Annotated in this window: 24 protein-coding genes and 1 tRNA gene; 16 read left to right on the top strand and 9 right to left on the bottom strand. The window is 63.0% G+C overall.

What is annotated here, in order from left to right; all coding sequences use genetic code 11:
* Positions 1-1,267 precede the first annotated feature (1,267 nt).
* Positions 1,268-1,444, bottom strand: a complete 177-nt coding sequence (locus tag SKP52_RS26565) for a hypothetical protein (protein WP_160292456.1) — start codon at positions 1,442-1,444, stop codon at positions 1,268-1,270.
* Between the two features lie 232 nt (positions 1,445-1,676).
* Here SKP52_RS26565 and SKP52_RS21345 point away from each other — a divergent pair, with 232 nt between their 5' ends.
* From SKP52_RS21345 to SKP52_RS21330, 4 genes are all read left to right on the top strand, one after another.
* Positions 1,677-2,531 (top strand): universal stress protein, encoded by an 855-nt coding sequence (locus SKP52_RS21345; RefSeq protein WP_039578553.1) that lies wholly within the window; start codon positions 1,677-1,679, stop codon positions 2,529-2,531.
* Positions 2,532-2,794: 263 nt separating this feature from the next.
* Complete coding sequence (locus SKP52_RS21340; protein WP_039578551.1) at positions 2,795-3,403, top strand: TetR/AcrR family transcriptional regulator; 609 nt, start codon at positions 2,795-2,797, stop codon at positions 3,401-3,403.
* Positions 3,404-3,409: 6 nt separating this feature from the next.
* The gene (locus tag SKP52_RS27385) at positions 3,410-4,090 is read left to right on the top strand and encodes a TetR/AcrR family transcriptional regulator (RefSeq protein WP_052208677.1); all 681 of its coding nucleotides are present in this window, start codon (positions 3,410-3,412) and stop codon (positions 4,088-4,090) included.
* Positions 4,091-4,293: 203 nt separating this feature from the next.
* Positions 4,294-4,584 (top strand): universal stress protein, encoded by a 291-nt coding sequence (locus tag SKP52_RS21330; RefSeq protein WP_052208676.1) that lies wholly within the window; start codon positions 4,294-4,296, stop codon positions 4,582-4,584.
* Positions 4,585-4,770: 186 nt separating this feature from the next.
* Here SKP52_RS21330 and SKP52_RS27285 read toward each other — a convergent pair whose 3' ends face one another.
* The 4 genes from SKP52_RS27285 to SKP52_RS21315 form a co-directional block, all read right to left on the bottom strand.
* Entirely contained in the window at positions 4,771-4,896 is a 126-nt protein-coding gene (locus tag SKP52_RS27285; RefSeq protein WP_267128005.1) for a hypothetical protein, read from the bottom strand.
* A 95-nt stretch (positions 4,897-4,991) separates the two neighbouring features.
* Positions 4,992-5,531, bottom strand: a complete 540-nt coding sequence (locus SKP52_RS21325; RefSeq protein WP_081997469.1) for a TetR/AcrR family transcriptional regulator — start codon at positions 5,529-5,531, stop codon at positions 4,992-4,994.
* Between the two features lie 208 nt (positions 5,532-5,739).
* A complete protein-coding gene (locus SKP52_RS21320; RefSeq protein WP_167702738.1) occupies positions 5,740-6,009 on the bottom strand; it encodes a hypothetical protein in 270 nt (89 codons plus the stop codon).
* A gap of 157 nt (positions 6,010-6,166) precedes the next feature.
* Positions 6,167-6,664 carry a TetR/AcrR family transcriptional regulator gene (locus SKP52_RS21315; RefSeq protein ID WP_228383729.1) on the bottom strand — a complete coding sequence of 166 codons (498 nt, stop codon included), beginning with the start codon at positions 6,662-6,664 and terminating at the stop codon, positions 6,167-6,169.
* A 206-nt stretch (positions 6,665-6,870) separates the two neighbouring features.
* On the opposite strand from SKP52_RS21315, the gene SKP52_RS21310 reads away from it, so the two are divergent.
* The 5 genes from SKP52_RS21310 to SKP52_RS21290 all read left to right on the top strand — a co-directional run bounded on the left by SKP52_RS21310 (position 6,871) and on the right by SKP52_RS21290 (position 15,023).
* A complete protein-coding gene (locus tag SKP52_RS21310) occupies positions 6,871-8,031 on the top strand; it encodes an efflux RND transporter periplasmic adaptor subunit (protein ID WP_039578547.1) in 1,161 nt (386 codons plus the stop codon).
* Between the two features lie 6 nt (positions 8,032-8,037).
* Complete coding sequence (locus tag SKP52_RS21305; RefSeq protein ID WP_039578545.1) at positions 8,038-11,241, top strand: efflux RND transporter permease subunit; 3,204 nt, start codon at positions 8,038-8,040, stop codon at positions 11,239-11,241.
* A complete protein-coding gene (locus tag SKP52_RS21300; RefSeq protein ID WP_039578542.1) occupies positions 11,238-12,680 on the top strand; it encodes an efflux transporter outer membrane subunit in 1,443 nt (480 codons plus the stop codon). The genes SKP52_RS21305 and SKP52_RS21300 overlap by 4 nt, the downstream gene beginning before the upstream one ends.
* 869 nt (positions 12,681-13,549) lie before the next feature.
* A tRNA-Glu gene (locus tag SKP52_RS21295) sits at positions 13,550-13,624 on the top strand.
* A gap of 163 nt (positions 13,625-13,787) precedes the next feature.
* Complete coding sequence (locus SKP52_RS21290) at positions 13,788-15,023, top strand: tyrosine-type recombinase/integrase (protein ID WP_039578538.1); 1,236 nt, start codon at positions 13,788-13,790, stop codon at positions 15,021-15,023.
* Positions 15,024-15,083: 60 nt separating this feature from the next.
* Here the strand turns inward: SKP52_RS21290 and SKP52_RS21285 are convergent, their stop codons facing one another.
* The gene (locus tag SKP52_RS21285; protein WP_037521612.1) at positions 15,084-15,287 is read right to left on the bottom strand and encodes a helix-turn-helix transcriptional regulator; all 204 of its coding nucleotides are present in this window, start codon (positions 15,285-15,287) and stop codon (positions 15,084-15,086) included.
* Between the two features lie 543 nt (positions 15,288-15,830).
* On the opposite strand from SKP52_RS21285, the gene SKP52_RS21280 reads away from it, so the two are divergent.
* Entirely contained in the window at positions 15,831-16,139 is a 309-nt protein-coding gene (locus SKP52_RS21280) for a type II toxin-antitoxin system RelE/ParE family toxin (RefSeq protein WP_039581938.1), read from the top strand.
* The gene (locus SKP52_RS21275) at positions 16,129-16,449 is read left to right on the top strand and encodes a helix-turn-helix domain-containing protein (RefSeq protein WP_009820704.1); all 321 of its coding nucleotides are present in this window, start codon (positions 16,129-16,131) and stop codon (positions 16,447-16,449) included. Before SKP52_RS21280 ends, SKP52_RS21275 begins: the two co-directional genes overlap by 11 nt.
* A 43-nt stretch (positions 16,450-16,492) precedes the next feature.
* Here the strand turns inward: SKP52_RS21275 and SKP52_RS25700 are convergent, their stop codons facing one another.
* The gene (locus SKP52_RS25700; RefSeq protein WP_160292454.1) at positions 16,493-16,939 is read right to left on the bottom strand and encodes a DUF4304 domain-containing protein; all 447 of its coding nucleotides are present in this window, start codon (positions 16,937-16,939) and stop codon (positions 16,493-16,495) included.
* A gap of 62 nt (positions 16,940-17,001) precedes the next feature.
* Here SKP52_RS25700 and SKP52_RS26560 point away from each other — a divergent pair, with 62 nt between their 5' ends.
* The 4 genes from SKP52_RS26560 (at position 17,002) to SKP52_RS21255 (ending at position 20,569) form a co-directional block, all read left to right on the top strand.
* The gene (locus SKP52_RS26560; RefSeq protein ID WP_160292453.1) at positions 17,002-17,328 is read left to right on the top strand and encodes a hypothetical protein; all 327 of its coding nucleotides are present in this window, start codon (positions 17,002-17,004) and stop codon (positions 17,326-17,328) included.
* Between the two features lie 245 nt (positions 17,329-17,573).
* Entirely contained in the window at positions 17,574-18,137 is a 564-nt protein-coding gene (locus SKP52_RS21265) for a hypothetical protein (protein WP_228383727.1), read from the top strand.
* Positions 18,138-18,145: 8 nt separating this feature from the next.
* On the top strand, positions 18,146-19,660 hold the full coding sequence (locus SKP52_RS21260) for a HEPN domain-containing protein (protein WP_039578523.1): 1,515 nt from the start codon (positions 18,146-18,148) through the stop codon (positions 19,658-19,660).
* 81 nt (positions 19,661-19,741) lie between these two features.
* Complete coding sequence (locus tag SKP52_RS21255) at positions 19,742-20,569, top strand: NYN domain-containing protein (protein WP_039581929.1); 828 nt, start codon at positions 19,742-19,744, stop codon at positions 20,567-20,569.
* Between the two features lie 2 nt (positions 20,570-20,571).
* On the opposite strand, the gene SKP52_RS21250 is transcribed toward SKP52_RS21255, so the two are convergent.
* Together SKP52_RS21250 and traD are read right to left on the bottom strand one after the other, a co-directional pair.
* Positions 20,572-20,808 carry a conjugal transfer protein TraD gene (locus SKP52_RS21250; RefSeq protein WP_039578519.1) on the bottom strand — a complete coding sequence of 79 codons (237 nt, stop codon included), beginning with the start codon at positions 20,806-20,808 and terminating at the stop codon, positions 20,572-20,574.
* A 22-nt stretch (positions 20,809-20,830) separates the two neighbouring features.
* Complete coding sequence (gene traD / locus SKP52_RS21245) at positions 20,831-21,136, bottom strand: conjugal transfer protein TraD (RefSeq protein WP_039581926.1); 306 nt, start codon at positions 21,134-21,136, stop codon at positions 20,831-20,833.
* A 172-nt stretch (positions 21,137-21,308) separates the two neighbouring features.
* On the opposite strand from traD, the gene traA reads away from it, so the two are divergent.
* Positions 21,309-24,329 (top strand): Ti-type conjugative transfer relaxase TraA, encoded by a 3,021-nt coding sequence (gene traA, locus SKP52_RS21240; protein WP_039578516.1) that lies wholly within the window; start codon positions 21,309-21,311, stop codon positions 24,327-24,329.
* Positions 24,330-24,331 lie beyond the last annotated feature (2 nt).

Genomic DNA, 24,331 nt, shown 5'->3' with positions numbered 1-24,331 from the left:
TTTGGGAAGCCGCCATTTGCCAACCCTGTGTCGGAGACCGAGGCCACCCCGCTCTGCAATGCAGATCTCTCACGCTTACATGCCCGATGAACAGGGGAAAAGCACTAACGGAGCCCAACCGGCGGTATTCACTCCGAGCCGATTTGGCCAAATATGCGGGAGAACCGCTTGACCGGTGGTCAGACATCACCTATCCGGAACAACGGAATGAGCGCTCATTCCGTTGTTCCGGAGGAGAGGAAGATGATTGCCAAGCGACCGTCGAATTCCGCTAGCGGCACCGTTCCAATGGCAAGACCGGGCGAGAACCCAGCTCTTGGATTTCCTTTCGACGCCTGCATCCCATCGTTTAGTTCGACGGGCCATGGCACCCTGAGGTCCCTTCCCACGGTGTCATTGCCCGCCACCTGCCAGCCGGCGTTCCCGAACCCGGCTTCTGCCTCTCCCAAGAATGGAGCCCCCTCGGGTTGTCCCGAGCCGGCTGGCAGGACCAATCACCGGCATTCGTCGCCACGCGGGGGTTTCGTCGAGGATCGACGCGATGAGCCAGGAAATCGAAAAAGCCAGAGAAAAGCGGTCGATCCTTCATCTGCGTTCGGAGAAAGTCCCCGGCGTTGAGGGTAAATCACTTCAGGCCGCGAAGCAGTAGGGCAAAATCCGCTATCCCCGAAAAAGTGTAAAATGATCGGCCGGGCGTCCAATTAAGGATGAAAGAGAAACCCTTGACCAATTGCTGTCTGCAGTCATGGAGGCGTCGAGCTGGCGGATGGCACTTTCGTTCATTGTCGTTCTGCCAGGCTTCATGCCCCCCTCTTCCCTCACGGGCGCCACTCTCAACATGTTCGCCGCGATCACGGTCCTTTTTGCGATCGCTGCGCGCCCTGGATCTGGTTCGCTCCCAGGCCGAGGGAGCCAATCGACACCGGCGGCGCCCATTAGGCGGCGCGTCATGAATCCGATGCTGACCCACCATGAGATATATACAATTCCCCTTGGCGGGGGCACCTCCGCAACGGACCTCTCTCGGTCATCCCCCGCCAGCCTGCCAGCCGATATGCCACCCAACTTGGCGATCTCCGTCCTCCCTACGCCGAGGTCGGTTGGCAGGCACCCTTCAGCGGTTGGCAATAACCGAACGTTCGGCCCGTCGAACACGGAGGCCCACAGCCTTTCTTCCCTGACATCGCTTGAACGCCAGGCGGTACTGGTCGGTCTGTCGGATGCGCGGCATCGTCGGCGCATCAGTGGGGCTGGCGGCGAGGGTCTGCTACGCCTGCTCTTTGGGCCTGCGGGTGTCTCCCCGCTGGCCAACCCGCATCTTGAGGCCCTGCGCGTCCTCGCAATGCGCCTCGCTGGTCATGCCTTCTATTCGCGCGAGGGCGTTGATCACCAGATTTTCAGCCCTGCGGTTATTCTGGCCGTCCGCGAGCTTCTCGCCGACCATGGAGCCATCCCTGCTTCAACGCGGGTGATGTTTAACGACGACCGGGAGGAGATCGAACATGAAATATAGTAGTTTGTGCGGAACAGGCCGGCATGATCACCGCACGCCGCAATTTTCGGCAACGCTGCGACAGCATTGGCGTGGGATGGTCGCATCGCCCTCCCTCGAGCGTTGCCGCACCCTAGTCTTCGTCAAAGGCGACACGCAAATTCGCCAAACCCAGTGTTAGAGGATGACACCATTGCTATCGAGTTGGAGAGATATCGCTGTATTCCTTGATGCAACGCCGCAAGGGGACCAGATTGGCCGTCATGCAGCTATGCTGGCGAAGCGGCACAAGGCGCATCTTGTCGGAGTTTATAGCGTCGCGCGGTCTTCTCTGGATCGCCACTCGACCTATGCAAGAGGATCGGCCGTGGCAGCAGTCGTCAGACAACAGCGCGAAGCCGACGAACAAAAGGTGCTGGCGGCTTCTCGGCATTTTGCTGAGCTCACGCAAGAGTATGAGATCAGTTCCGAGTTCCGCATCGTATGGCGCGACAGCGCGCTCGATGATGGAGTCTTGCGCGCCCTGCACTGCGATCTGATTGTCGCCGCCCATCCTAAACCCATGGACCTCCCGTCGAGTTGGTCGGCCGAGCGTCTGTTGCTGGTAACGGGCATTCCGGTATTACTAATTCCCGATGGATGGACAGGCGCGACGATCGGGGATGCCCCCCTCATCGCATGGAATCGGAGCCGGGAAGCGCGACGCGCCGTTAACGATGCCCTGCCGTTCATCAACATGGCGGCTAAAGTAACGATCCTCACCATCGACAGTGATCGCAATCCCGGTCACTACGGGGATGATCCGGGCACGAATCTGGCCGAGCATCTCACCCGACACGGAGCCACGGTCGAAGTCGCGAAACTGTCGTCGGACGGAAGCGCGATTGCGGATGTAATCCTCAACCAGGCGGCAGCGCAGAATGCGGATTTACTGATCATTGGCGCATATAGCCATCCGCGGACGACCGAGATCCTGTTCGGCGGTATCACGCGGTCACTCCTGTCGGCCGCACACCTGCCGTTGCTATTGTCCCGCTGACGGCTGAACGATCGGAGGAAATGCGGCCATGCATAAGAAAAAGGCCCTTAAGGCCGGCCTGACCGTTGCCGTCGGCATCGGTGGCTTCTCGCCGATCTCATCGGCGGCGCGGCGCTGCACGTGCGAATGAGCAGTGCCGACGCCTTCGGGAAAGGCACCCCGGCCTCCTACTTCGATGAGCGCTGGCGCATTTTTGCACTCGCGGCGGGCATCGACGAGAGGCGCCCGGGCGGGACGCTCCGAAGGGCAGTGCGATGAGTTCGATGAAGGATTGGACGACCGCCAGGGTCAGCAAGAATGTCCGGCGCCAAGCAAAGCGGCTGGAGATGCTGCGCGCCGCCGCGCGCCTCTTTAGCGACCATGGCTTTCATGAAACTTCGCTCGACAAGCTCTCCGATGCCATCGGCGCGAAGAAGCCGACGCTTTATCATTATCTCGGCAACAAGGAGCAAATGGTCTTCGAGTGCCTGAAAATCGGCATTGAGGACGTGCATCAAGCAGCCGAACATGCGCAATGCGGGCCGGGCACGAGGGCCGAGCGCCTCTGCGCTTTCCTGGAGAGGCTCGCGGCCGTCTGCATCGATGATTTCGGACGATGCGCAATTCAGGTCGACGATAAAGTGGTTTGTGAAGAAAAGCGCATCGAGCTTCGGGCGCTCAAGGACGAGACGCGCACCTTGATGCTCGGACTGATCGAGGACGGAATGGCGGATGGCTCCATCGCTCGGAGCGATCCCGTCCTTCTGTTGCACGCGCTTGTTGGTGCGCTCAACTGGCCAGCGCGCTCGTCTGACCCCACCGCTTCGCCGGGCAGCGACAATTCCGCTGCCAAACTTGTATCCCAGCTTGCCCACGGCTTCCTGCCGCGCTGACGGTCGATGGTTAAACCTGTCAGACGGCCCGACAGAGCGACCCGCGCCAGAGCGCGCGACCGGCACAACCGGGCGCAGGCCGCTGGCCGGTCCGAATATCGCCTCGACAGCCGGCGCCTCGCTATTCTCGATGCGGCGGAACAGCTTTTTCTCGAAAAGGGCTTCGAACGCGCAAAGCTTTCCGAAGTCATACGGCGATCGGGAGGTTCGCTGGCGACCCTCTATGCATTGTTCGGAAACAAGGAAGGGCTTGTCGGTGCCGTGGTTCAGCGTCGCCTCGAATTGTCGCTCGCGCAATTGGTACAGGTCGATTCCCGCCTGGTCAGCCCCTCGGAACAGTTGTTACGGCTCGCGCGAGGCATCCTCGATTTTTCCGTTTCGGATATAGGCCGGGCAATGCTCCGTTTGCTTGCCGCAGCGAGCCTCCAGGACAAGGCATTCGGTCCACGATATCATTGCGAGCAGCGCCTCCCTTTGATCCACCATCTCGAAGAGATATTCCACGGCTGGAACCTAGCGGGTTCTGCCCGTATCGATCGGCCGCCGGATGCAGCCCGCTTATTCATTGCGATGGCACTGCTAGATGCTCCGTTCGAAACTCTGCTCGGCGTAGAATCTCCAACAGCGAGCGACGAATGGCTGGCATGGCGAATAGCGCCTTTTCTTGCCTGGTTCCGCGTCGCTTGATTGAGGATCGGCCCGTGAGTTGATCGGCGCGACCGGAACCCACTGATTCTCAATATTATGACTTTCATTCAGTGCGATACAGCGACTGCTCAAGGGGGTCGGCTTCCGACGCCAGTTTACAGCCCCGAGTCCATACCATGCCTGATCCTCATCCGTTAGAGTCGAAAGGATGGTAAGCGTGTGTGAAGGCCGCAGCTAGCCGTGTGACGATCCTTACCGCCGATAGCGACCGGCACCCCGATCATTTCGGGCCCGAACCCGGCGTTAACCTTCTCGAGTACCTTTCCAGGCACGGTGCGCATGTCGATATCGCGAATACCTCCTCCGGGCGCGTGCCGATCGCGGAAGCCATTCTTGGCGAGGCGGCGGCGCGCAAGGCCGATCTGGTGATCGTTGGCGTGTATAGCCGTCCGCGCACCACCAAAATCCTGTTCGGCGGCGTTACCCGGTCCTTGCTGTCCGGCGCACACCTTCCGCTGCTGATCTCCCGATGAAAATCCCGGGCCTTCACCGGATGTCTGTGCGCCGCCTCGTCGAATAGGGGGAGAGGCGCTGGCTCAGTTCGTGGGCCTTACGGCGCCATGAGCTGGGCGAAGGTCGCAGGCGATCATCGCGGTCGCGCTGCAGTTGGCATGTGCTACCGCCAGCGATGAGCGCCGATCACCTCAGCGTGTCGGGCCTCAGCGAACCAGACCGCCCGCGAAAGGCCGAGGGTAGTGATCGGCGGCTGGAATCTGCTCAGTCATATCGTCGATCAGGCGCTGGCGCAGCGGGCTGATCGGGCCAATCTGGATAAGCTCGTTCATCGTTCGACTCCTCAGTTGAAGGAGTCGAAAAGCTCTGCCTATGGCGGCCGACGTTCAATCAGGTGCGGCGCTCGCTGGACGGCTTTACATCGAGGCTAACGCCAATCCGCGACAGCGGTTCGTGCAACGTCGACTGAGTACAAATCCGCAGTTCGGTAGCCGAGTCCGATGAAGCAAGCCATCATGATGTCGACATAGGTATCGCGCTCGGCAGGTGAGACGTCTGGCCGCGTGAGCGTAACCAGACGTCTCACGCCCACGCGGTAGAAGGCGAACAGGGTTTCGATGCGCTCGGCAACCGAAGCGTTGCGACAGGCCTCGGCGAGAATCTCGTAGGAGAGGCCGCCGTCGCCATTCTGCAGCGAGATCGCGGTGATCGCCTTTAGCGCATCAAACATTGAGCGTTCATTACGCTCAATGGTATCGAATATCCCGTGCATTTCCGCGACGCGGGCACGCGCATTCTCCTCCACGATGGAGAGGATGATATCGCTCTTGGACGAAAAGCGCCGGTAGATCTGGCCCATGCAGACGGAAGCCTCGGTCGCGAGCTCGGCGGTTGTGGCGGTATGGAAGCCTTTCGATCCGAACAATCGGCGGGCTGGAGATGATCCTTTCGCGCGGCAGCTCTCCACGCGTTCTTGCTTTTGAAGCCTGTTTCATCCACATTCCTTCGGCAGAGCATTTCTCCCAATGCTATCGCTACCGACAAATGCATAAAGCGGAATTCGCGGTCTGTCCAACAACCGGCGAGGTCCTCGTGACCTCGTTCCGCCGATTCGCAGCCGACCCGGGCACGCCGCCGATCGTAGTTCCTCAGCCGGAGGGGTGGCGCGGGCAGGTTCAGTTCGCCCGGCGGCGGTGTTTGCCGCCATATTTTTTACCGCAATAGGCATCGAGTTCGCGCATTTCCGTGGCCGCCGCCGCTGCGGCTAGGGAGGCGACGCAGGGGAGGCTGGCTTCGGTTTCGGGAATTCGCGCTTCCACGCGCTCACGCAGTTCCTCGATATCGGCGCGCGACAGGACGTTCTTTTCCCGCAGGTAGCAGATCAGGCTCTGCAGCAGAATCATCGCCTTGTCGCCCGGATCCACTTCACTGTGTCCGATCATCATTCTCATCCTCTGGAACGACCGTATCCTCGGCCTGGCAGTGGTTCAGGATGATATAACTGCCGGACAATGTCCAGCGTTGCCGCACGATTGCAGCGACGGGCCAAACTCACGAAAAACGGGACGTTTCTTGTGCGGATGCGAGATCGCGTGAACCTGTTCAATTGGCCAGGGCGGATACCTCGCGCTGGAGCAGAGAGCCGACGTAGCAGCGCAGCGTGCCGTGCTCGCGAAAGGGGTAAAGTTCCATCCCGGCGACCATGCCCCAGGACAGCGAGATAATGAAGTCCGTGATCGTAGCGCGGCACTGGCCGGAAGTGACGGGCGCCAGCGAGACGAGCGCCGCCTCGAGGCTGGCCCGCAGGCGTGCGTCGACGTTGCGGTTGATCTCGGCGATGATCGGATTGCGGCCCACTTCGGCCAGAAGCTCGCACATCAGGCGGCGGTCTTCCCTTGTCGGCGTGTCGGTGGCGATCTTTTCGATCCAGCCGAGAATTGCGTCACGGTCGCCTGCTGCGACCGCAGCCTCCAGCTTCTCCTCTTCGAGCCACCCCCCAAGGTCTGCTTCGCAGATGGCGGCGATGATCGCTTCCTTGTTGGCGAAATCGCGATAGTTCTGCCCGATAGCGATACCCGAAGCACTGGCGATCTGGGCCATTCCGGTCCTCCTTCAACGAAGAGCGTTCTCGCAGTTTCGAGGAGCTGTCGCCGCCGTTCGGCTGACCGGATCGTCCGGCGCTTTTCCATTATTCTATCGCTGGTAGTCAATGTCCCGGCTTGCAATCGATGTTGCGGCGCAATAAAGAGCGCTCGAATCAGGAGTGAGCGCTCACTCACTATTAACTCTCTTTGCGGACATTCTCCATGAAAAAGATCACCCCGACCCTGGCGCTTCTCCTGTCCGCCTGCGGCGGCGGCGGCGAGCAGGGCGCGCCTGCCGGTCACCCCGAAGTCGGAGTCGTGACGGTGCGCGCGGAAGCGGTCGTGCTCAGCTCCGAGCTGCCTGGCCGCACCAGCGCCTATGAGACTTCGGATGTGCGCCCGCAGGTCAACGGGTTGATCCTGCAGCGATTGTTCACCGAAGGCGATCAGGTACAGGCGGGGCAGGCGCTCTATCGCATCGATCCCGCGCCCTACGAGGCACAGGTCGCCAGCGCACGCGCGGCGCTTGGCCGCTCGCGCGCGGCGATCGCCTCCACGGCGGCGCTGGCGCGGCGCTATGGCGAACTGGTCAAGATCAACGCCATCTCGCGCCAGGAAGCAGAGAACGCGGTCGCCGCCGCCCAGCAGGCGCGGGCCGACGTGGCGGCGCAGGAAGCGGCGCTGCGTTCCGCCCAGATCGATCTGGGCCGTACCACGATTCGCGCGCCGATCTCCGGCCGGATCGGGCGTTCGACTTATACCACCGGCGCCCTGGTGTCGGCTTCGCAGGCCGATCCGCTGACCACGATCCAGCGCATCGACCCGATCTTCGTCGATATCCAGCAGTCGAGCGCAGACGTGCTGCGGCTGCGTCAGCAACTCCTCTCGGGCGAGCTTTCGCGCGAAGGCGGGGCCGCGCGGGTGCGGCTCAAGCTGGAGGACGGCAGCGCCTTCGCCGAAGAAGGCGTACTCAAGTTCACCGACGTGACCGTGGATCCGAGCACCGGCAGCCAAGTCGTCCGCGCTCAGTTCCCGAACAAGGGTGGCCTGCTGCTGCCCGGCATGTACGTGCGCGCCGAAATGGTGGAGGGCACCCGCAGCAACGGCATCCTTGTGCCGCAGGGCGCCGTCTCGCGCGACGAGAAGGGCAGCGCCACGGTTCTCGTGGTCGGCGCGCAGAACAAGATCGAGATGCGCAAGCTCAACGCGCCGCGCACGGTCGGGACCAACTGGCTCGTCACCGCGGGCCTGAAGCCGGGCGACAAGGTAGTCGTCGACGGCGCACAGATGCTGCGCCCGGGCGTGGTGGTCAAGGCGGTGCCGGCAGGTGCCGCGCAGGGCGCGCGCGCCGGCCAGCCGCAGCAGCCGGGCCAGGGGAAGTAACCTATCATGTCCCGCTATTTCATCGACAGGCCCATCTTCGCATGGGTCATCGCCATCGTCCTGATGATGTTCGGCGTGATCGCGATCCGCAGTCTGCCGATCGCGCAGTTCCCGCAAATCGCGCCGCCCACCGTCACCATCGCCGCGACCTATCCAGGCGCCGACGCCGAGACGCTTGAGCGCACGACGACGCAGATCATCGAGCAGCAGCTGAAGGGCATCGACAATCTGCGCTACTTCTCGGCCTCGTCCTCGTCGGCCGGCAACGTCACCATCACCCTGACCTTCGAGCAGGGCACCGATCCCGACATCGCCCAGGTCCAGGTGCAGAACAAGCTGCAGGCGGCGACCTCGCTCCTGCCGCAGGAAGTCCAGCGCCAGGGCGTGCAGGTCCAGAAGTCGGCGGCGAGCTTCCTGGTCATCGCCGCGATCTATTCCGAGGACGGCAGCCACTCAGCCACCGATCTTTCGGACTACATCGTCAGCCAGATCCAGGATCCCGTCAGCCGCATCAACGGCGTGGGCGAGCTGCAAATCTTCGGCACCCAGTACGCGATGCGCATCTGGGTCGATCCGCTCAAGCTGCGCAGCTACAACATGACGATCGCCGATATCACCGCGGCCGTCTCGGCGCAGAACGCGCAGGTTTCGGCGGGCCAGCTGGGCCAGCTGCCGTCCAGCAAGGAACAGCAGCTCAACGTCACCGTGTCGGTCCAGTCGCGCCTGCAGACGCCAGAGGAATTCGGCAACATCCGCCTGCGTACCGGAACCAGCGGCGCAGTCGTGCGCCTGCGCGACGTGGCGCGGGTCGAGTTAGGCTCGGAAATCTACGGCTTCGAGACCAAGTACAATGGCAAGCCGGCCTCCGGTTTCGGCGTCAAGCTGGCTTCGGGCGCCAATGCGCTCGACACGGTCGACGCGGTCAAGGCCGAAGTGCAGACGATCGCCAAGGGCTTCCCCGCCGACGTCAAGGTTGCCTTTCCATACGACACCACCCCGTTCGTACGCCTCTCGGTAGAACAGGTGGTGCACACCCTGATCGAGGCGATCGTGCTCGTCTTCCTCGTGATGTTCCTGTTTCTGCAGAACTGGCGCGCCACGATTATCCCGACGATCGCGGTTCCAGTCGTGCTGCTTGGCACCTTCGGCATCATGTCGATGCTGGGATATTCGATCAACACGTTGACCTTGTTCGGCATGGTGCTGGCGATCGGTCTGCTCGTCGACGACGCGATCGTCGTCGTCGAGAATGTCGAGCGTCTGATCCAGACCGAGCACTTGTCGCCACGCGAAGCGGCGCGCAAATCTATGGACGAGATCAGCGGCGCGCTGATCGGCATCGGCATGGTGCTTTCGGCGGTGTTCCTGCCGATGGCGTTCTTCGGCGGCTCGACCGGCGTCATCTATCGCCAGTTCTCGGTCACCATCGTTTCCTCAATGGCGCTGTCGGTGATCGTCGCGCTGGTGCTCACGCCGGCATTGTGCGCCACCATCCTCAAGCCGCACGACCCCAGGCAGGGCCAGGGTCAGGGCCCGCTCGCGCGCTTCTTCCGCTGGTTCAACGACAAGTTCGACCGGGGTACGGAAAAGTACGAAAAGGGCGTTCGCACCACGGCCCGCAGCTGGAAGCGCTCCAGCGTAGTCTACCTGCTGATCTTCGGCATCATGGCGCTGCTGTTCACGCGCCTGCCCGGCGGCTTCCTGCCCGAAGAAGACCAGGGCATGATGATCGCGCTGGTCCAGGGACCTCCGGGCGGCACGCTGCCCCGGACTCAGAAGGCGCTGGACGTCGTGAACGACCACTTCCTCAAGGATGAGAAAGCCAACGTCGAATCCGTCTTCACGGTCAGCGGTTTCTCGTTCAACGGCCAGGGGCAGAGCGCCGGCTTGGCCTTCGTCAAGCTGAAGGATTGGGCCGAGCGCGGCGGCGCGGAAAACAAGGCCGCCGCCATCGCGGGACGCTCCATGGGTACTTTCGCAAAGTACCGTGACGCGATGATCTTCGCGCTCGTGCCACCCGCCGTCCCGGAACTGGGCAACGCCACCGGCTTCGACCTGTGGTTAGTCGACGAGACCAACATGGGCCACGAGAAGCTGCTCGCCGCGCGTAACCAGTTGCTGGGCATCGCCGGAGGCGACAAGCGCGTTGCACAGGTCCGCCCGGTCAGCCTGGAGGACGCACCGCAGCTGCAGATCAAGATCGACCAGGACAAGGCGAGCGCGCTCGGCCTCGACCTCAGTGCGATCAACTCGGAAATCTCGGGGGCCTGGGGCAGTGCCTACGTCAACGATTTCCTCGATCGGGGCCGCACCAAGCGGGTCTACCTCCAGGCGGACGAGCAGTTCCGCCAGGTGCCGGAGGATCTCGAAAACTTCTATGTTCGCGGCACCAATGGTGAAATGGCACCGTACGGTGCCTTCTCGACCCTGTCGTGGAAGACCTCGCCGGTCATCCTGACGCGTTACAAGGGGCGTCCGGCGATGCAGCTCCAGGGTGCGCCGGGCGAGGGCCTGAGCACCGGCGGCGCGATGACCGCGATCACCGAGATGCATGGTAAGCTGCCCCCGGGCACGGCGCTGGAATGGACCGGCCTGTCCTACGAGGAACGCCTCAGCGGCGGCCAGGCGCCCGCGCTCTACGCCCTGTCGCTGTTTGTCGTGTTCCTGTGCCTTGCCGCGCTGTACGAAAGCTGGTCGGTGCCGATCTCGGTGCTGCTGGTGGTGCCGCTCGGCGTCATCGGCGCGGTATTCGCGGCGTGGATCACCGGGCTCAACAGCGACATCTACCTGCAGGTGGGCCTGATCACCACGATCGGCGTCTCGGCCAAGAACGCGATCCTGATCGTGGAATTCGCCGAGGAGCGCGTGCAGGCGGGAATGAACGCCTTCGACGCGGCGATGGAGGCGGCCAGGCTGCGCCTGCGTCCGATCCTGATGACCTCGCTCGCTTTCGTGTTCGGCGTGCTGCCGCTGGCGGTGTCGAACGGAGCAGGCGCGGGCGGGCAGAACGCCATCGGCCGCGCGGTCGTGGGCGGCATGCTCTCGGCGACGGTCTTCGCGATCTTCTTCGTGCCGATGTTCTTCGTGGTCGTCTGCCGCCTGTTCAAGCACGGGCAGGACGACCGGGCGACGCCGCAGGACGACACCTCGTCCGGGGACAAGGGCCACACCACCGACGACGGCACCACGCTGCAGGGATCCTCAAAATGACCAAGTCGCTCATCGCCCTGATCACCAGCACTGCGCTGCTCGCCGGCTGCAATCTGGCGCCCAATTACGAACGACCCACCGGGGCTATCCCGGCGACGCTGCCGCAAGGCGGGGTTTACCCGGCCGCCGCCACCGACGCGGTGGACGTCTCGCGGATCGGCTGGCGCGACTTTTTCCTCGATCCCCGCCTGCAGCAGGTGATCGAGGCGGGGCTCGCCAACAACCGTGACCTGCGGGTGGCGGCGGCCAACGTGCTGCAGGCCCGCGCGCAGCTCAAGGTGCAGCGCGCCGACCTGCTGCCGACGATCAACGCCAGCGGCTCCGCGAACTATACCAACAACAACATGGGCGCGGCGGGCGGTACTGGCACGGGAGCCTCGCAGGACATCGAGGTCTACCAGGCCACCGCCGGCCTCTCGGCGTTCGAGCTGGACCTGTTCGGCCGGGTGCGCAATCTGTCGCGCGCAGCGCAGGAGCAGGTTTTCGCCAGCGAGGAGGCGCAGCGCTCCACCCGCATCAGCCTGATCGCCGAGATCGCCACCGCCTGGCTGACGATGGCCTCGGACCAGGAACAGCTGCGCCTCTCGCGCCAGACCCTGGGCGCGTTCGAGGAGACGTTGCGCCTCACCCGCGAGCAGTTCCGCGTCGGCATCGGCTCCGAACTGGAAGTGCGTCAGGCCGATACCAACTATCAGGGTGCGGTGAGCGACATCGCGGCGCTGGAGGCCGCTGTGGCGCTGGACCAGAACGCGCTCAACCTGCTGGTTGGCACCACTGTGCCTCAGGCGCAGCTGCCCTCCAGCCTTGCCGCCGAGCCCGCGACCCGCGACGCGCTGCCCGGCGATGTCGGCTCCGACGTGCTGCTGCGCCGTCCCGACGTGCTGCGCGCCGAACACCTGCTGATCGCTGAGAACGCCAATATCGGTGCGGCGCGCGCGGCGTTCTTCCCAGCGATCTCGCTGACGGGCACGATCGGCACGCTCAGCAGCGCCTTGTCGGGCCTGTTCAAGGATGGCAGCTACACCTACAGCGCCGGCCCCAGCGCCTCGCTGCCGCTGTTCGACTTCGGCCGCCGCAGCGGCAACCTGCAATATGCCAAGGCATCGCAGCAGGCCGCCGTCGCCACTTACGAGAAGACCATCCAGATCGCGTTCCGCGAAGTGGCCGATGCGCTGGCCCAACGCGGCAAGATCGGCGACCAGGTGCGCGCCCAGACCGCCCGCGCGGAATCGGCGGGCGTGGCCGCGCGGCTCTCCGATGCTCGCTTCCGTTCGGGCGTGGATTCGTTCCTCACCACTCTGGATGCGCAACGAACTTCCTACGCGGCGCAGCAGCAACTGGTGACGACCCGTCTGGCCCAAGCCAGCAACCTGGTCGAACTCTACCGCTCGCTGGGCGGCGGACTGGAGGAAACGCAGGCGGCCGGCACCGCGCCGTGAGGTGAAAGCAGAACCCGGCGTCGTCCCGGATCAAGTCCGGGACGACGGGAATGTGGGTTCTCAGCCGGCTGGTGATCGGCACCACCACCCACGACGGGGGATCTGAAATGCGGGTCGATCCAAGTGACACGATCGTGATCGAGGATCTGAAGTGTTTGGGCTTGGTGGTCCGGAGTTGGCGTTAGTTTCCGGCTTGGCCTGTCCCGATCGGGGCAGGCCGGTCCGGCAAGATATTCTGCCGGGTCAGATTGTCGATCAGCGACTAACCGGACGCCCCTGCCTTTCAAGCCCAAATCGTTGAGTTTCGTCGGAATTTTGGCGTTGGGCGGGTCCCGATCGGTGCCGATCGGGACCCCGCTCGAATCTATGTTTCCCGTTTCAACGCAATGAGATGACCGCAATTATTGCATGGTCAGGCTTGGGTGATGATCTACACTCCATTTCTCAGTTTACGTGCAAAGCAGGCTTGGCACAGGCGGTGATGCCCCAAAATCGCCGAGACGGAACGACTTCCCAATTTGCGGGGATGTCGGCTTGGCTCGGAGGTCGATAAATATCAGAACAATTGACACAGATGCGTTGCTGCTGCCTCAGTGTGGCATCCCTGCATGACAGGTTTCGGGCAGCGGTCTCGCCGCCTCCTATGACTTGGCCAGGCGCATGGCTGCTGCCTCTCCAACCCACGCCCTATGTCATTTAAGCCCGAATCATCCCGGTGGACGAATGGCATTTCTGATGGTACATCGTCCAGCTCGGTCAAAATACCGAGCTATAATCAATACCTTGCTACCGGGACCGGGTGCCCGTAGGGGTCACCATCGGTCACGGGAGCGGTCGGCTCCCATTTCCGCAAAATTTCCGACCCTTGAGGCCCCTTCGTCTAGCGGTCAGGACGTCGCCCTCTCACGGCGAAAACACGGGTTCGATTCCCGTAGGGGTCACCAAAATACTCTCCCAGAGAGTATCAGAAGGTGCCGGGAACGGCGGATTTCTGCGGTTTTTCGTGGTATAGGTATCCCATACGGAGCGGTCTTGGACCACCGGATACCAGCATATTGATGGTATGTCTGATGGTAGCGCGGCCCTCCCCCAAAAGGAGATACCATCATGGCGCTTACCGCCGCTGCGATCAAAAACGCCAAGAGCAAAGCCAAGCCCTACAAGCTCACCGATAGCGATGGCCTGTTCCTTTATGTGACGCCGAATGGCGGGCGCTACTGGCGGATGAACTACCGCCATCTGGGCAAGCAGAAGACGCTGGCTTTCGGGGTCTATCCCGACACCGGCCTTGCCGACGCCCGCGAGCAACGCGACGCCGCCCGCAAGGTTCTGGCGAAGGGGGATGACCCCGCCGAGAAGATCAAGATGGATCGCATCGCCGCGACCGTGGCGGCGTCCAACAGCTTCAAGGCCGTGGCCGACGAATGGCTGGTGAAGGTCGAACGCGAAGGCCGCTCCGCCGTCACGATGAAGAAACTGCGCTGGCTGCTGGCGTTCATCAATGCGTCGCTGGGCAAGCGACCTATCACCGCCATCACCGCGCAGGAGGTTTTGACCATGCTGCGCAAGATGGAGGGCAAGGGCAAGTATGAGACAGCCAAGCGGCTGCGCAGCACATGCAGCCAGATATTCCGCTATGCCATCGCTACCGCCCGCGCAGAACGTGACGTGGCCGCCGACTTGCGCGGGGCACTGATCGCGCCCCAACCCGTCCACAGGGCCGCTATCACCAGCGCCGACAATGCAGGTGGCCTCTTGCGGGCCATCGAGGCGTTCGAGGGCTTCGCCAACACCAAGGCGGCGCTGCAATTGCTCCCCCATGTGTTCGTTCGCCCCGGCGAGCTACGCCATGCCGAATGGGCCGACTTCGATTTCGACAAGGCGCTGTGGACGGTCCCGGCACACAAGACGAAGATGCGCCGCGCCCACACCATCCCCCTATCCCGGCAGGCGCTCGCGATCCTCGAAACCATCGAGCATGATGCGGATTATAGCCGCTTCCTGTTCCCGTCGCTGCGTTCCGTTGACCGGCCCATGTCGGAGAACACCATCAACGCCGCCCTGCGGCGCATGGGCTTCGCGCAGGATGAAATGACCGGCCACGGCTTTCGGGCAATGGCGGCGACTTTGCTCAACGAGATGGGCCTATGGCATCCCGACGCGATCGAGCGCCAGCTTGCCCACTGCGACAACAACGCCGTGCGCCGCGCCTATACACGCGGCGAGTATTGGGATGAGCGCGTGCGCATGATGCAGCACTGGTCCGACCATCTCGATTTCCTGCGCGATGGGCAGAAGGTCGTGACCGGCAAATTCGGGAAGGTGAAAAGCCAAGCCGCCTGATTGCAAGCTGTCAACATCGCCGTGCCCTCGCCCACAAGAGACGAAGGCACGGCGACAGGATCAAACGCCCAACTCCTCCCGGTAGCTTACCGGATCGGCAATCCAGCGGTTAATAGCGGACTCGCGCCAGCCCGCGCCGTGGACGCTGATCTTCACTTGGCGGGGAAAAGTGCCTTCGCCCATCTTGCGATAGAGCGTCGTGCGGGAAAGCCCGGTGCGGGCGAGAACGGTTTTCAGTCTTATGATACGGTCAGGGCTATTCATGGGGCAATCTCTTCAATTCAGGATGTTGCACGCGCCCCCGGCCACGAGCATTGGATGCCTTACCGTCCCGGACAAGAGCCTTCCGGGCGCGCAGGCTGTCCCGCTTTGAGGTTACGGTGGACGCTGGCGGCAATCGGCGGTCAGCGGCGGAAAACGGCGGAACTTGGCATAGGCTTTTCACTGACCTCGATCAGTGCAGATTTTTTCCCACTCTGTGCCAAAATCCCATGCGCAGCCTTCGCAGCCGCCCCTTTCCGGGGGGCAGCCAAAAGGCGCTAGGCCGAGTCTGTCATAGGATGCTCCTTTGAAAGGACCACCGCCGCAAGCGTCGTGAAGCAGGAACTCATGCTCACTCGCTACCTGTTCGTTGTCAAGGAAGCCGATACCGTATCGCCCCGTCCCATCCGCGTTGAACTATAACGCTAAGTGTTATATGCAGTGACAGAAGCAGGAGAACCGCCATTTCGCGCATCTTCAAAAATGGATGGTTCGAGCGCTTCGCGCGCAAGGAAGCGGATTGCGGACGCTTCGCTTCGCAAGGCGGTGGAGCGCGCGGAAAGCGGTCTGGTGGATGCCGACCTTGGCGGCGGCGTTATCAAGCAGCGCGTCGCGCGCACCGGGCAAGGCAAGTCAGGCGGCTATCGCACGCTGATCCTGTTCAGGCAGGGTGACAGAGCGATTTTCGCTTTTGGGTTCGCCAAGAATGCGCAGGCGAACATATCAAAGGTCGACCTGGCCTTGCTCCGCAAGGCCGCGAGCGAGGCGCTGGAATGGAGCGGTGAGGAACTGGACCGGCTGATGGCGTCGGGAACGCTGGTAGAGATAGACGATGGGAACGGTGATGAAGGATAAGGGCTATCGCAGCGAGATCGCAGGCGCGATCCATGAGATGATGAGTGACGCGCATGACGCGGGCGTGGTGTCGCGCGCGACGCTGCGGACCTTTGACGAGGCGTGCCTCGCCCCGGCCCCGGCGCTGGCAGGTGATGAAATCCGGGCGATCCGCGAGCGCGAGCATGTCTCGCAGCCGGTGTTCGCCGCCTATCTCAATGTCTCGCGCAATCTCGTGTCCGATTGGGAGCGTGGCGTGAAGCGGCCCGGTGGCCCTGCCCTGCGCCTGCTGTCGATCATCCAGCGCAAGGGGTTGCAGGCTGTCGCCTGAAGCGACGTGCTGCAATTCACCTGATTTTCGGACAACCTGACCATCAAAGCCACGAATCCGGCAGAGGAATAGGAGAAAAAAGCCCCTGACGTGCGCGAGCTTGGATTGGTCGCAGCAGTTCAGGCAAACGAATGGAAGCCTCCGTTGCAAGCTGCCCAACTTCAACAACCAAGCGATCTAGATCATTAGCCCTCAATTGGAAGCTGGGAGGGGCATCTGCCACAATGGCATCAATGCGTCCTTTGGCGTGATAGTTCGCCCCCCGTATCGTCGGCCTCAAGGGAATGTCTGGAAAGGCTACCAAAACATCAATGTAGAACTCCCATGGTTCTACCCCAGAGTTCCAAGAGCTACCCTGAATCATAAGCATCTCGGTAAAATCTTGCCGCTCACATCGAAAAGTCCGTCCTACCTTGGTGTAGCCTCTTGCTTTCAATATGGCGCGATGAAGTGAGGTTCCAAAAATATCGCCCAGCGATTTTACCGGCATACTCGCCACCCCCATAAATATTACAGTCCGGCTTATAACAGAAGATAATGGAGGACGGGTTGTTGACATTAACACTCTGTCGGAAAACACATGATCCCGTCAGGAAGGGCGACGCAAATCCAAGGGTTTCCGCTGACCACGGCATTATACAGTTATTTTTGCTGCCCGACTGCCTGAGAAACACTGTCGGATTGGCGTGGCATCCGACAACCTCATCATTAGGGGGTTCCGTCAGCGGTATTTCGGCGTTATCCGACTTTACCCTGTTCGACCTCCAAACGCTCCACTTCGCGTTCAAGCACTTCCCGTATGAAGGCAGCGCGCCGCTGACGCCCGACCAGTTTGTCAATCCGATCGCCCAGACCTTCGGGCAAACGGACATTGGTTGATTTCAAGTTGAGCGGTGGTCTTCCCATATTGTCGTCGTAGCCGTGCATGACACCTGTTCAACCTGAAGCGGAGTAACCGGCACCTCTTATTGCATATTTCTTGCCTTTCGGGCTATAAGCGGTGCCGGTTATCGATTCCGGGCGGGCATTCCGTCTTGGAATGGCTGAAGGAAGGCAGGCTGATGACAAGCTTCCGAGCGAGCGATTCGAGAATCGTTACATCCCGTCGCGCTTTGCTGCGCGGTATGACCGTCGCGTCGGTCGCCATGCCGATGATCACCTCACCCTGGAGCGGTGCGCTGGCGTCGCTTCACCAACGCTATGAGGACGAACCCGCGACCATTGCGCGCACGAAAGAGGGGCGGAGCATCAGCCGCTTCCGCTATCACAATGCGGAACGGCGCTGGTCGCTAACGGAAGTCGTTCCTTTCCACGAAAGCCGGTTTTCCAACCCAGCCCTGCATTACGCAGGCTTCGTCTGTCAGCAGGCGCTATGCGCCTATCTGCTGGACGTGGGCTTTGCCGATGAATGGAACGCCCAGCACATCAAGCAGGACATCGCCAAGGCGCTGGCCTACGCCAATGCATGCGGCTTCGGCCATGACTGCCCGGACATGGCGCGGCTGGCGGTGGTTCTCTCGCCCTACTGGAAGTGGGGCTATCACTATGACGATTGGGAGGAAGACCGGCCCCAGACGGGTGGCTTCATCCCGGCCACGATCACGCCTCTTGTGCGTGCCTTGGTGGACCGCGTCCATGACGTGACCGGCCACCCACGCCCGAAGGGTTGCCAGCGCGGCCCACAGTAGGCGCAGTCATGATGCTGCGTACCAACGCCGATCATCTGCCCACCCCAATCCGGGATGAGCTTCTTCATATCACCACGATCCTGTTCGAGACGTTCGAGGAAACGACCAAGGGCCGATGCTCCGAACATTTCCGGGCGGGCCGCATCCTCACCCTGATCCTGCACGGTCCCCATGCAGAAAAGGATTGGGCAGAGGTCGCGCCGGGGGAAGCATTCCGGCTGCTGGCGATCGTCAACGATCCCCGCCTCGCCCGCAGCGACCGCGACTGGCGGCTGGTGCGCGACCGGCTTCGCCGCGCATGGGAGCATGGCGAGATCGCCCGCCCGGTGCGGCTGTCCGTAGAAAGCCTTGAGCGGATCAACGGTGCTCTTGTCGAGGGCAATCCCTATTTCGTCACGATCGCCGAACAGGGCATCGCGCTCTACCAGATGGAAGGCTTGCGGCTGCAAGAGCCGCGCCGCCTTCCGGTGCGGGAACGGGCTATCCGGGGCGTCGCGGAGTTCATCCAGTGGCATAAGCGCGGAACGGATTTTCTGGCGGGCGCGGCTTTTTATCGAAAGCGGGGCGATGCACCGATGGCGGCGCTGATGCTGCATCAGGCGTGCGAGCATTTCTATCTGGCCGTGTTGCACTCGATCAGCCTGCACGCGCCGCGCACCCATGCGCTGGATGAACTGCGCGAGGCGGCGGAAGCACTGGACCCGCGCCTGTGTTCGGCATGGCCGCGAGAAAGCCGGTTCGAACGTCGCGCATTCGGCTGCATCCGCCGCGCCTATGTCGAGGCGCGCTATGGGCGATCCTACCGCATTTCGGGAGAGGAACTGGCGTGGGCGTTCGCGCGGGTGGAGATACTGGCCGACCGTGCGGCGTGCGCCGTTGCCGACCATCAGGCGTCGCTTGCCGCAAGCCTGCCAGCCCCAATGCTTCCGCCACCAGCGGAGCCGACGACGGCGATAGCTCCGTCCCGACCTGCTCACAGTGCGAACATGCTGCAACGCACATGGCGGATCGTGAGACATGTCGCCCCGCCACGGAGCCGGTGGAATCCGCTCATTCCGGTTCGCCGTTTCTGGCGGTCGGACGGGCTCAAGCGCGGGGTTGACCATTTGCCCTTGGCGATGATCGGCCTGTGCCTTTTCATGGCTGGCGCAGAGGCAACGCTATGGCGGATGAAGTCCGCGCAGGCCGTCCGTTCCAAACCCGCAGACCTGTCCGCCGTGCTGGACTTCGACGTGCGCGCGGACACCGTGCTTGGCGCGGTCATGGACGTTGCGCAGAGGGCTGGCTACCGGGTCAAGGCCAACGATGACATTTGGGCGGTGCGATGGACCGGAGCCTATCGCGCGAAGGCGACCACCTTCGATGCGCTGGCGGACATTCTCTATGGCTCCGGCCTGTGTCCCGCGATCCGGGAGGGCATCATCACTGTGCGCTACTGCGACAAGAGCCGCCCGCCCATCGTGGCGACGATCGAGTATCAGGCGCTACCTGGCGGCAGCGTGACGATGGAGGTGCCGCAATAGGCGGCATTCGTCTGCGCGATTCAGGTGGCATTCGGGATGCCGGTACGCAAGAATATCGCCATCGCGCTTTGGGGGGATAAAGTGGAATTAGAGGATCGGACGCGCAGCACAGCGGATCGCAGGATTGCGCTGCTGATCGACGCGGACAATGTGCCGCACAGCAAGATCGCCGAAATGCTGGCGGAGCTTTCCAAATATGGCACGGCCAACATTCGCCGCGCTTATGGTGATTGGGCCAGCGCGGGCCTCAAGAACTGGAAGGACAAGCTGCACGATTTCGCGATCCGGCCCATTCAGCAGTTCAGCTATTCGAGCGGCAAGAACGCCACCGACATTGCGCTGGTGATCGACGCTATGGAATTGCTCTATACCCAGAAGCCCGACGCCTTCTGCCTCGCATCGAGCGATGCGGACTTCACGCCGCTTGTGATGCAACTCAAGGCCAATGGGCATGAGGTCTACGGCTTTGGCGAGCGCAAGACGCCCGCGCCGTTCGTCAACGCCTGCACGGCCTTCCTCTATCTCGACACATTGGACGAACCGCTGGTAGCGGCCGCACCCATGGAACCGGCGACAAAGCCCAAAGCCAAGGCAAAAGCGGGAGACAAGGCAAAGCCAGCGCCCGTCGCGAAACCAGCGGGAAAGCCGCTGTCACAAGACACCAAACTCGTGACCATATTACGGGGGGCAGTCGAGGCCACAGCCCGAGAAGATGGCTGGGCGGCTATGTCGGCGGCGGGACTCGCCGCGCGAAGGCAGGCTCCGATCGATCCGCGTAACTACGGCGTCAGGAACTTCACGGCGCTGTTCGAAGCCACGGGGCTGTTCGACATAGCGCGCGTCGAGAACGGGCAGAGCTATGTTGCGGACAAGCGCAACAAGGAACATTCCCAGCAACCCAGCCGATAGCATCAGCCGTCTATTCCGCCCTGCTCCGCCTCGAATGCGCGCTTGCCCTTGCGCTGCCAGAGGGCAAGCGCGTTTCCCCGTTCGTCGCCGCGCAACCTGTCCGCGACCGTGAGGAACGCGCCGTAAAGCGTGGCGCGGTCATCGTCGGTCAGTTCAGCCAGTCCCGCCTTGATGACGAGGCCGCCGAGTTCAATGAGATGCCGCGTGCGTTCACGGCGTTTGACGGCCCAGTCCCGCATGTCGGTTCGCGCCTTTCGTGCCTCAAGCCGATGCCGCGCCGCCGTCGAGCGGGAGAGTGCCGCTCTGTTGGCCAACAGGTCCGCCCGCAGGCTTGCCGCCCTTGCCGTGAAAGAAGGCCGAACCTGCCTTGCGCCAGCCCTCCTTTGTGGCGGCATCCTTCACCGTCGCGGCATGAAGAAGCGCCCCGGCCAGCAGATCGGCATCGAGCGCATCGGCTCCGCAAGCCGTCACCAGTTCGCCAAGCTGTCGCACACGCCGTTCCTTGAGCGCCTTGGCCTTGTCGGCAAGGGCTTTGAGTTCCGAATCAAAATCGCGGGGTTTACGCATCGCAAAGTCTCCATTGAGTGACGATGCGATCATGATAAGATGATACTACCCACAGCGCAGCAGAGTCGCCGTGACAGTCTGACACCGCCTAGTCCCGTCCGAGAAAATTTCGAGAAGGGCGCGCTTATACGTCGTGCCGACGTGCGCTTAAGGCAGTAGATGGTATGTCGCTATGGCGATCTACCACTTCTCCGTTCAGGTCATCGGTCGCGCGCAAGGGCGCAGCGCCGTTGCAGCCGCCGCCTATCGGGCGGGCGAGCGCCTGCATGACGAGCGGCTGGACCGCGACCATGATTTTCACGCCAAGTCGGGCGTCGAGCATAGCGAAATCATGCTGCCCGACGGTGCGCCCGAACGCTTGGCGGATCGGGAAACGCTTTGGAACGAGGTCGAGGCGACCGAGAAGCGCAAGGACGCGCAGCTAGCCCGCGAGGTCGAGTTCTCCATTCCGCGCGAGATGAATCAGCAACAGGGCATCGCGCTTGCCCGCGATTTCGTAAGTCAGGAGTTTGTCGAACGCGGCATGATTGCCGACCTGAATGTGCATTGGGACATTGGCGCGGACGGCCAGCCCAAACCCCATGCCCATGTCATGCTCACCATGCGCGGGGTGGGCAAGGATGGTTTCGGCGCGAAGGAACGCGACTGGAACAGGACCGAGCTTGTCGAGCAATGGCGCGAGCGGTGGGCGGATCACGTCAACACCCGGCTTGCCGAACTGGATATTGATGCCCGCATAGATCACCGATCCTTGGAAGCGCAGGGCATCGGGCTTGAGCCACAAGACAAGATCGGCCCCGCCGCGCAGCGCATGGGCGAACGCGGGCTTGAGTCGGAGTGCATCGAGAATCACCGCGCCACCGCGCAGCGCAACGGCGAACGCATCATCGCGGAGCCGCGTATCGCGCTGGACGCCATCACCCACCATCAGGCGACGTTCACCCGCCGCGACATGGCGATGTTCGTGCACCGCCACACGGACGGCAAGGAGCAGTTCGACCGCGTCATGAGCGCCGTTCGCGCTTCGCCCGACTTGATCGCTTTGGGCAAGGACGGGCGCGGCGATGATCGGTTCACGTCGCGCGAGATGATCGAGACGGAACAGAGGTTGCAGCGCGCATCGGAATTGATGGCCGAGCGCGAGCGGCACCGCGTGGACGAGAAGGCGCGCGAAGCAGCTTTGACCAGCGCGGACGGGCGCGGGTTGGAGTTGACCGGCGAGCAGCGCGCCGCGTTCGAGCATGTGACGGCCGAGCGCGGGCTTAGCGTCGTCGTCGGTTACGCCGGAACCGGCAAGAGCGCGATGCTTGGGGTTGCGCGGGAAGCATGGGAGCGCAGCGGATTCGAGGTGCGCGGGGCGGCGCTGTCAGGCATCGCGGCGGAAGGGTTGGAGAACGGTTCGGGCATTGCGTCGCGCACCATCGCCAGCATGGAACATGGCTGGTCGCAGGGGCGCGACCTACTGACTTCGCGTGATGTGCTGGTGATCGACGAGGCGGGCATGGTCGGCACGCGCCAGATGGAGCGCGTGCTGTCCCATGCCGCCGACGCCGGCGCAAAGGTCGTGCTGGTAGGCGACCCGCAGCAGTTGCAGGCCATCGAGGCGGGCGCGGCGTTCCGCGCGATCCACGAACGGCACGGCGGCGTCGAGATCACGGAGGTTCGTCGCCAGAATGAGGGCTGGCAGCAGGACGCGACCCGGCATCTTGCCACCGGCCGCACCGGCGAGGCGATCCGGGCCTATGCCAACCATGGCATGGTCCACGCCGCCGACACGCGGGAGCAGGCGCGCAGCGAGCTGGTCGAGCGCTGGGACCGCGAGCGCACCGCCGCGCCCGATCAAACGCGGATCATCCTCACCCATACCAATGACGAGGTGCGCGAACTCAACGAGGCGGCGCGCGACCGGATGCGGGCGGCGGACGAGCTTGGCGATGATATTCGCGTAAAGACAGAGCGCGGCGCACGCGCCTTCGCATCAGGCGACCGCATCATGTTCCTTCGCAACGAGCGTAGCCTTGAGGTGAAGAACGGCACGTTAGGCACCGTCGAGAACGTGAATCAGCAGGGCATGACCGTCCGCACCGATGACGGGCGCAGCGTCGCGTTCGATACGAAGGACTATGCCCATGTGGATCATGGCTATGCCGCCACGATCCACAAGGCGCAGGGCATGAGCGTGGACCGCTCGCATATGCTCGCCACGCCGGGGATGGACCGGCACGGCTCCTATGTCGGCATGACGCGCCACCGCGAAGGCATGGCGCTCCACTATGGCCGCGACGACTTCAAGGACGACGCCCGCCTTGTTCGCACCCTGTCCCGCGAGCGCACGAAGGACATGGTGAGCGACTACCGCCAAGTCGAGCCTGCCCGCGACCCGGCGCGGCAGTTCGCGGAGCGGCACGGCATCAGCTTTGGCGAGCGTGTCATGGAGATTGCCCGCGCCGGGGCGGAGAAGGCGCGCGGGATCTTCGACGGGCTGCGCCTCTCGCTGCCCGGTCAGGATCGCGAGGCAGCGCCCGCGCCCGAACCCCGGCGCGGTATGTTCGACGGTCTCGACCTCAGCGGCGCTATGCCCAAGGCCGAGCGCGACCCGGCCCGCCAGCAGCAGCGCGAGCATGACCCGCAGCCGATCCGCGCCGGGGGCTTGCGCGGGGCGGTCGAACGCTACGCCAAGGCGCTGGACGCTATCCGGCAGACCCGCGCGCAAGGTATCGACCCCATGCCCCATCAGCGCGAGGCGCTGGATCGGGCTGGGCAAGCATTGGACGCGATCCGGCCCCAAGGCTCCACGGACTTGGGCAGCGCGTTCCGGGGCGAGCCGGAGTTAATCCGCGAAGCGGCGCAAGGGAGCAGTCATGACGCCGTGCGCGCCATGCAGGCCGAAGCTGAAATCCGCATAGACCCCCTCCAGCGCGCCGACCGCTTTGTCGAAGGATGGCAGCAATTGCGTGAGCAGCACGCCGAGTTGGTGCGCGACGGCAATTTCAGAGGCGCGAAGACCACCGCGCAGCACATGGCCGACATGGCGAAAAGCCTTGAGCGCGACGCCCAGCTTGAATCCGTGCTGGGGCTGCGCAGCCGCGAGCTTGGCCTTGAGATCGGCGAAAGCATGGGCCGCAGCCTGTCGCGCGACCTCGCCGATAGCATCCCCTTCGATCATGGCCGGAGCCTGGGGATCAGCCACTAGCA

Origin of the sequence: Sphingopyxis fribergensis (genome assembly GCF_000803645.1) — a bacterium.
Classification (GTDB): domain Bacteria; phylum Pseudomonadota; class Alphaproteobacteria; order Sphingomonadales; family Sphingomonadaceae; genus Sphingopyxis; species Sphingopyxis fribergensis.
Note: the sequence above shows the minus strand (reverse complement) of the source record. Positions and strands in the feature narration are given on the sequence as shown.

Excerpts from the sequence above, each read along its gene's own strand:
- SKP52_RS21260 (WP_039578523.1), top strand. The coding sequence starts at position 18,146 with ATGATGCTGCGTACCAACGCCGATCATCTGCCCACCCCAATCCGGGAT.
- SKP52_RS27285 (WP_267128005.1), bottom strand. The coding sequence starts at position 4,896 with ATGAACGAGCTTATCCAGATTGGCCCGATCAGCCCGCTGCGCCAGCGC.
- SKP52_RS21300 (WP_039578542.1), top strand. The coding sequence starts at position 11,238 with ATGACCAAGTCGCTCATCGCCCTGATCACCAGCACTGCGCTGCTCGCC.
- SKP52_RS21310 (WP_039578547.1), top strand. The coding sequence starts at position 6,871 with ATGAAAAAGATCACCCCGACCCTGGCGCTTCTCCTGTCCGCCTGCGGC.
- SKP52_RS27385 (WP_052208677.1), top strand. The coding sequence starts at position 3,410 with ATGGTTAAACCTGTCAGACGGCCCGACAGAGCGACCCGCGCCAGAGCG.
- traD (WP_039581926.1), bottom strand. The coding sequence starts at position 21,136 with ATGCGTAAACCCCGCGATTTTGATTCGGAACTCAAAGCCCTTGCCGAC.
- SKP52_RS21275 (WP_009820704.1), top strand. The coding sequence starts at position 16,129 with ATGAAGGATAAGGGCTATCGCAGCGAGATCGCAGGCGCGATCCATGAG.
- SKP52_RS21305 (WP_039578545.1), top strand. The coding sequence starts at position 8,038 with ATGTCCCGCTATTTCATCGACAGGCCCATCTTCGCATGGGTCATCGCC.
- SKP52_RS21265 (WP_228383727.1), top strand. The coding sequence starts at position 17,574 with ATGACCGTCGCGTCGGTCGCCATGCCGATGATCACCTCACCCTGGAGC.
- SKP52_RS21340 (WP_039578551.1), top strand. The coding sequence starts at position 2,795 with ATGAAGGATTGGACGACCGCCAGGGTCAGCAAGAATGTCCGGCGCCAA.
- SKP52_RS21315 (WP_228383729.1), bottom strand. The coding sequence starts at position 6,664 with ATGGCCCAGATCGCCAGTGCTTCGGGTATCGCTATCGGGCAGAACTAT.
- SKP52_RS21290 (WP_039578538.1), top strand. The coding sequence starts at position 13,788 with ATGGCGCTTACCGCCGCTGCGATCAAAAACGCCAAGAGCAAAGCCAAG.
- SKP52_RS21320 (WP_167702738.1), bottom strand. The coding sequence starts at position 6,009 with ATGATGATCGGACACAGTGAAGTGGATCCGGGCGACAAGGCGATGATT.
- SKP52_RS26565 (WP_160292456.1), bottom strand. The coding sequence starts at position 1,444 with ATGGTCGGCGAGAAGCTCGCGGACGGCCAGAATAACCGCAGGGCTGAA.
- SKP52_RS25700 (WP_160292454.1), bottom strand. The coding sequence starts at position 16,939 with ATGCCGGTAAAATCGCTGGGCGATATTTTTGGAACCTCACTTCATCGC.
- SKP52_RS21285 (WP_037521612.1), bottom strand. The coding sequence starts at position 15,287 with ATGAATAGCCCTGACCGTATCATAAGACTGAAAACCGTTCTCGCCCGC.
- SKP52_RS21250 (WP_039578519.1), bottom strand. The coding sequence starts at position 20,808 with ATGCGGGACTGGGCCGTCAAACGCCGTGAACGCACGCGGCATCTCATT.
- traA (WP_039578516.1), top strand. The coding sequence starts at position 21,309 with ATGGCGATCTACCACTTCTCCGTTCAGGTCATCGGTCGCGCGCAAGGG.
- SKP52_RS21345 (WP_039578553.1), top strand. The coding sequence starts at position 1,677 with ATGACACCATTGCTATCGAGTTGGAGAGATATCGCTGTATTCCTTGAT.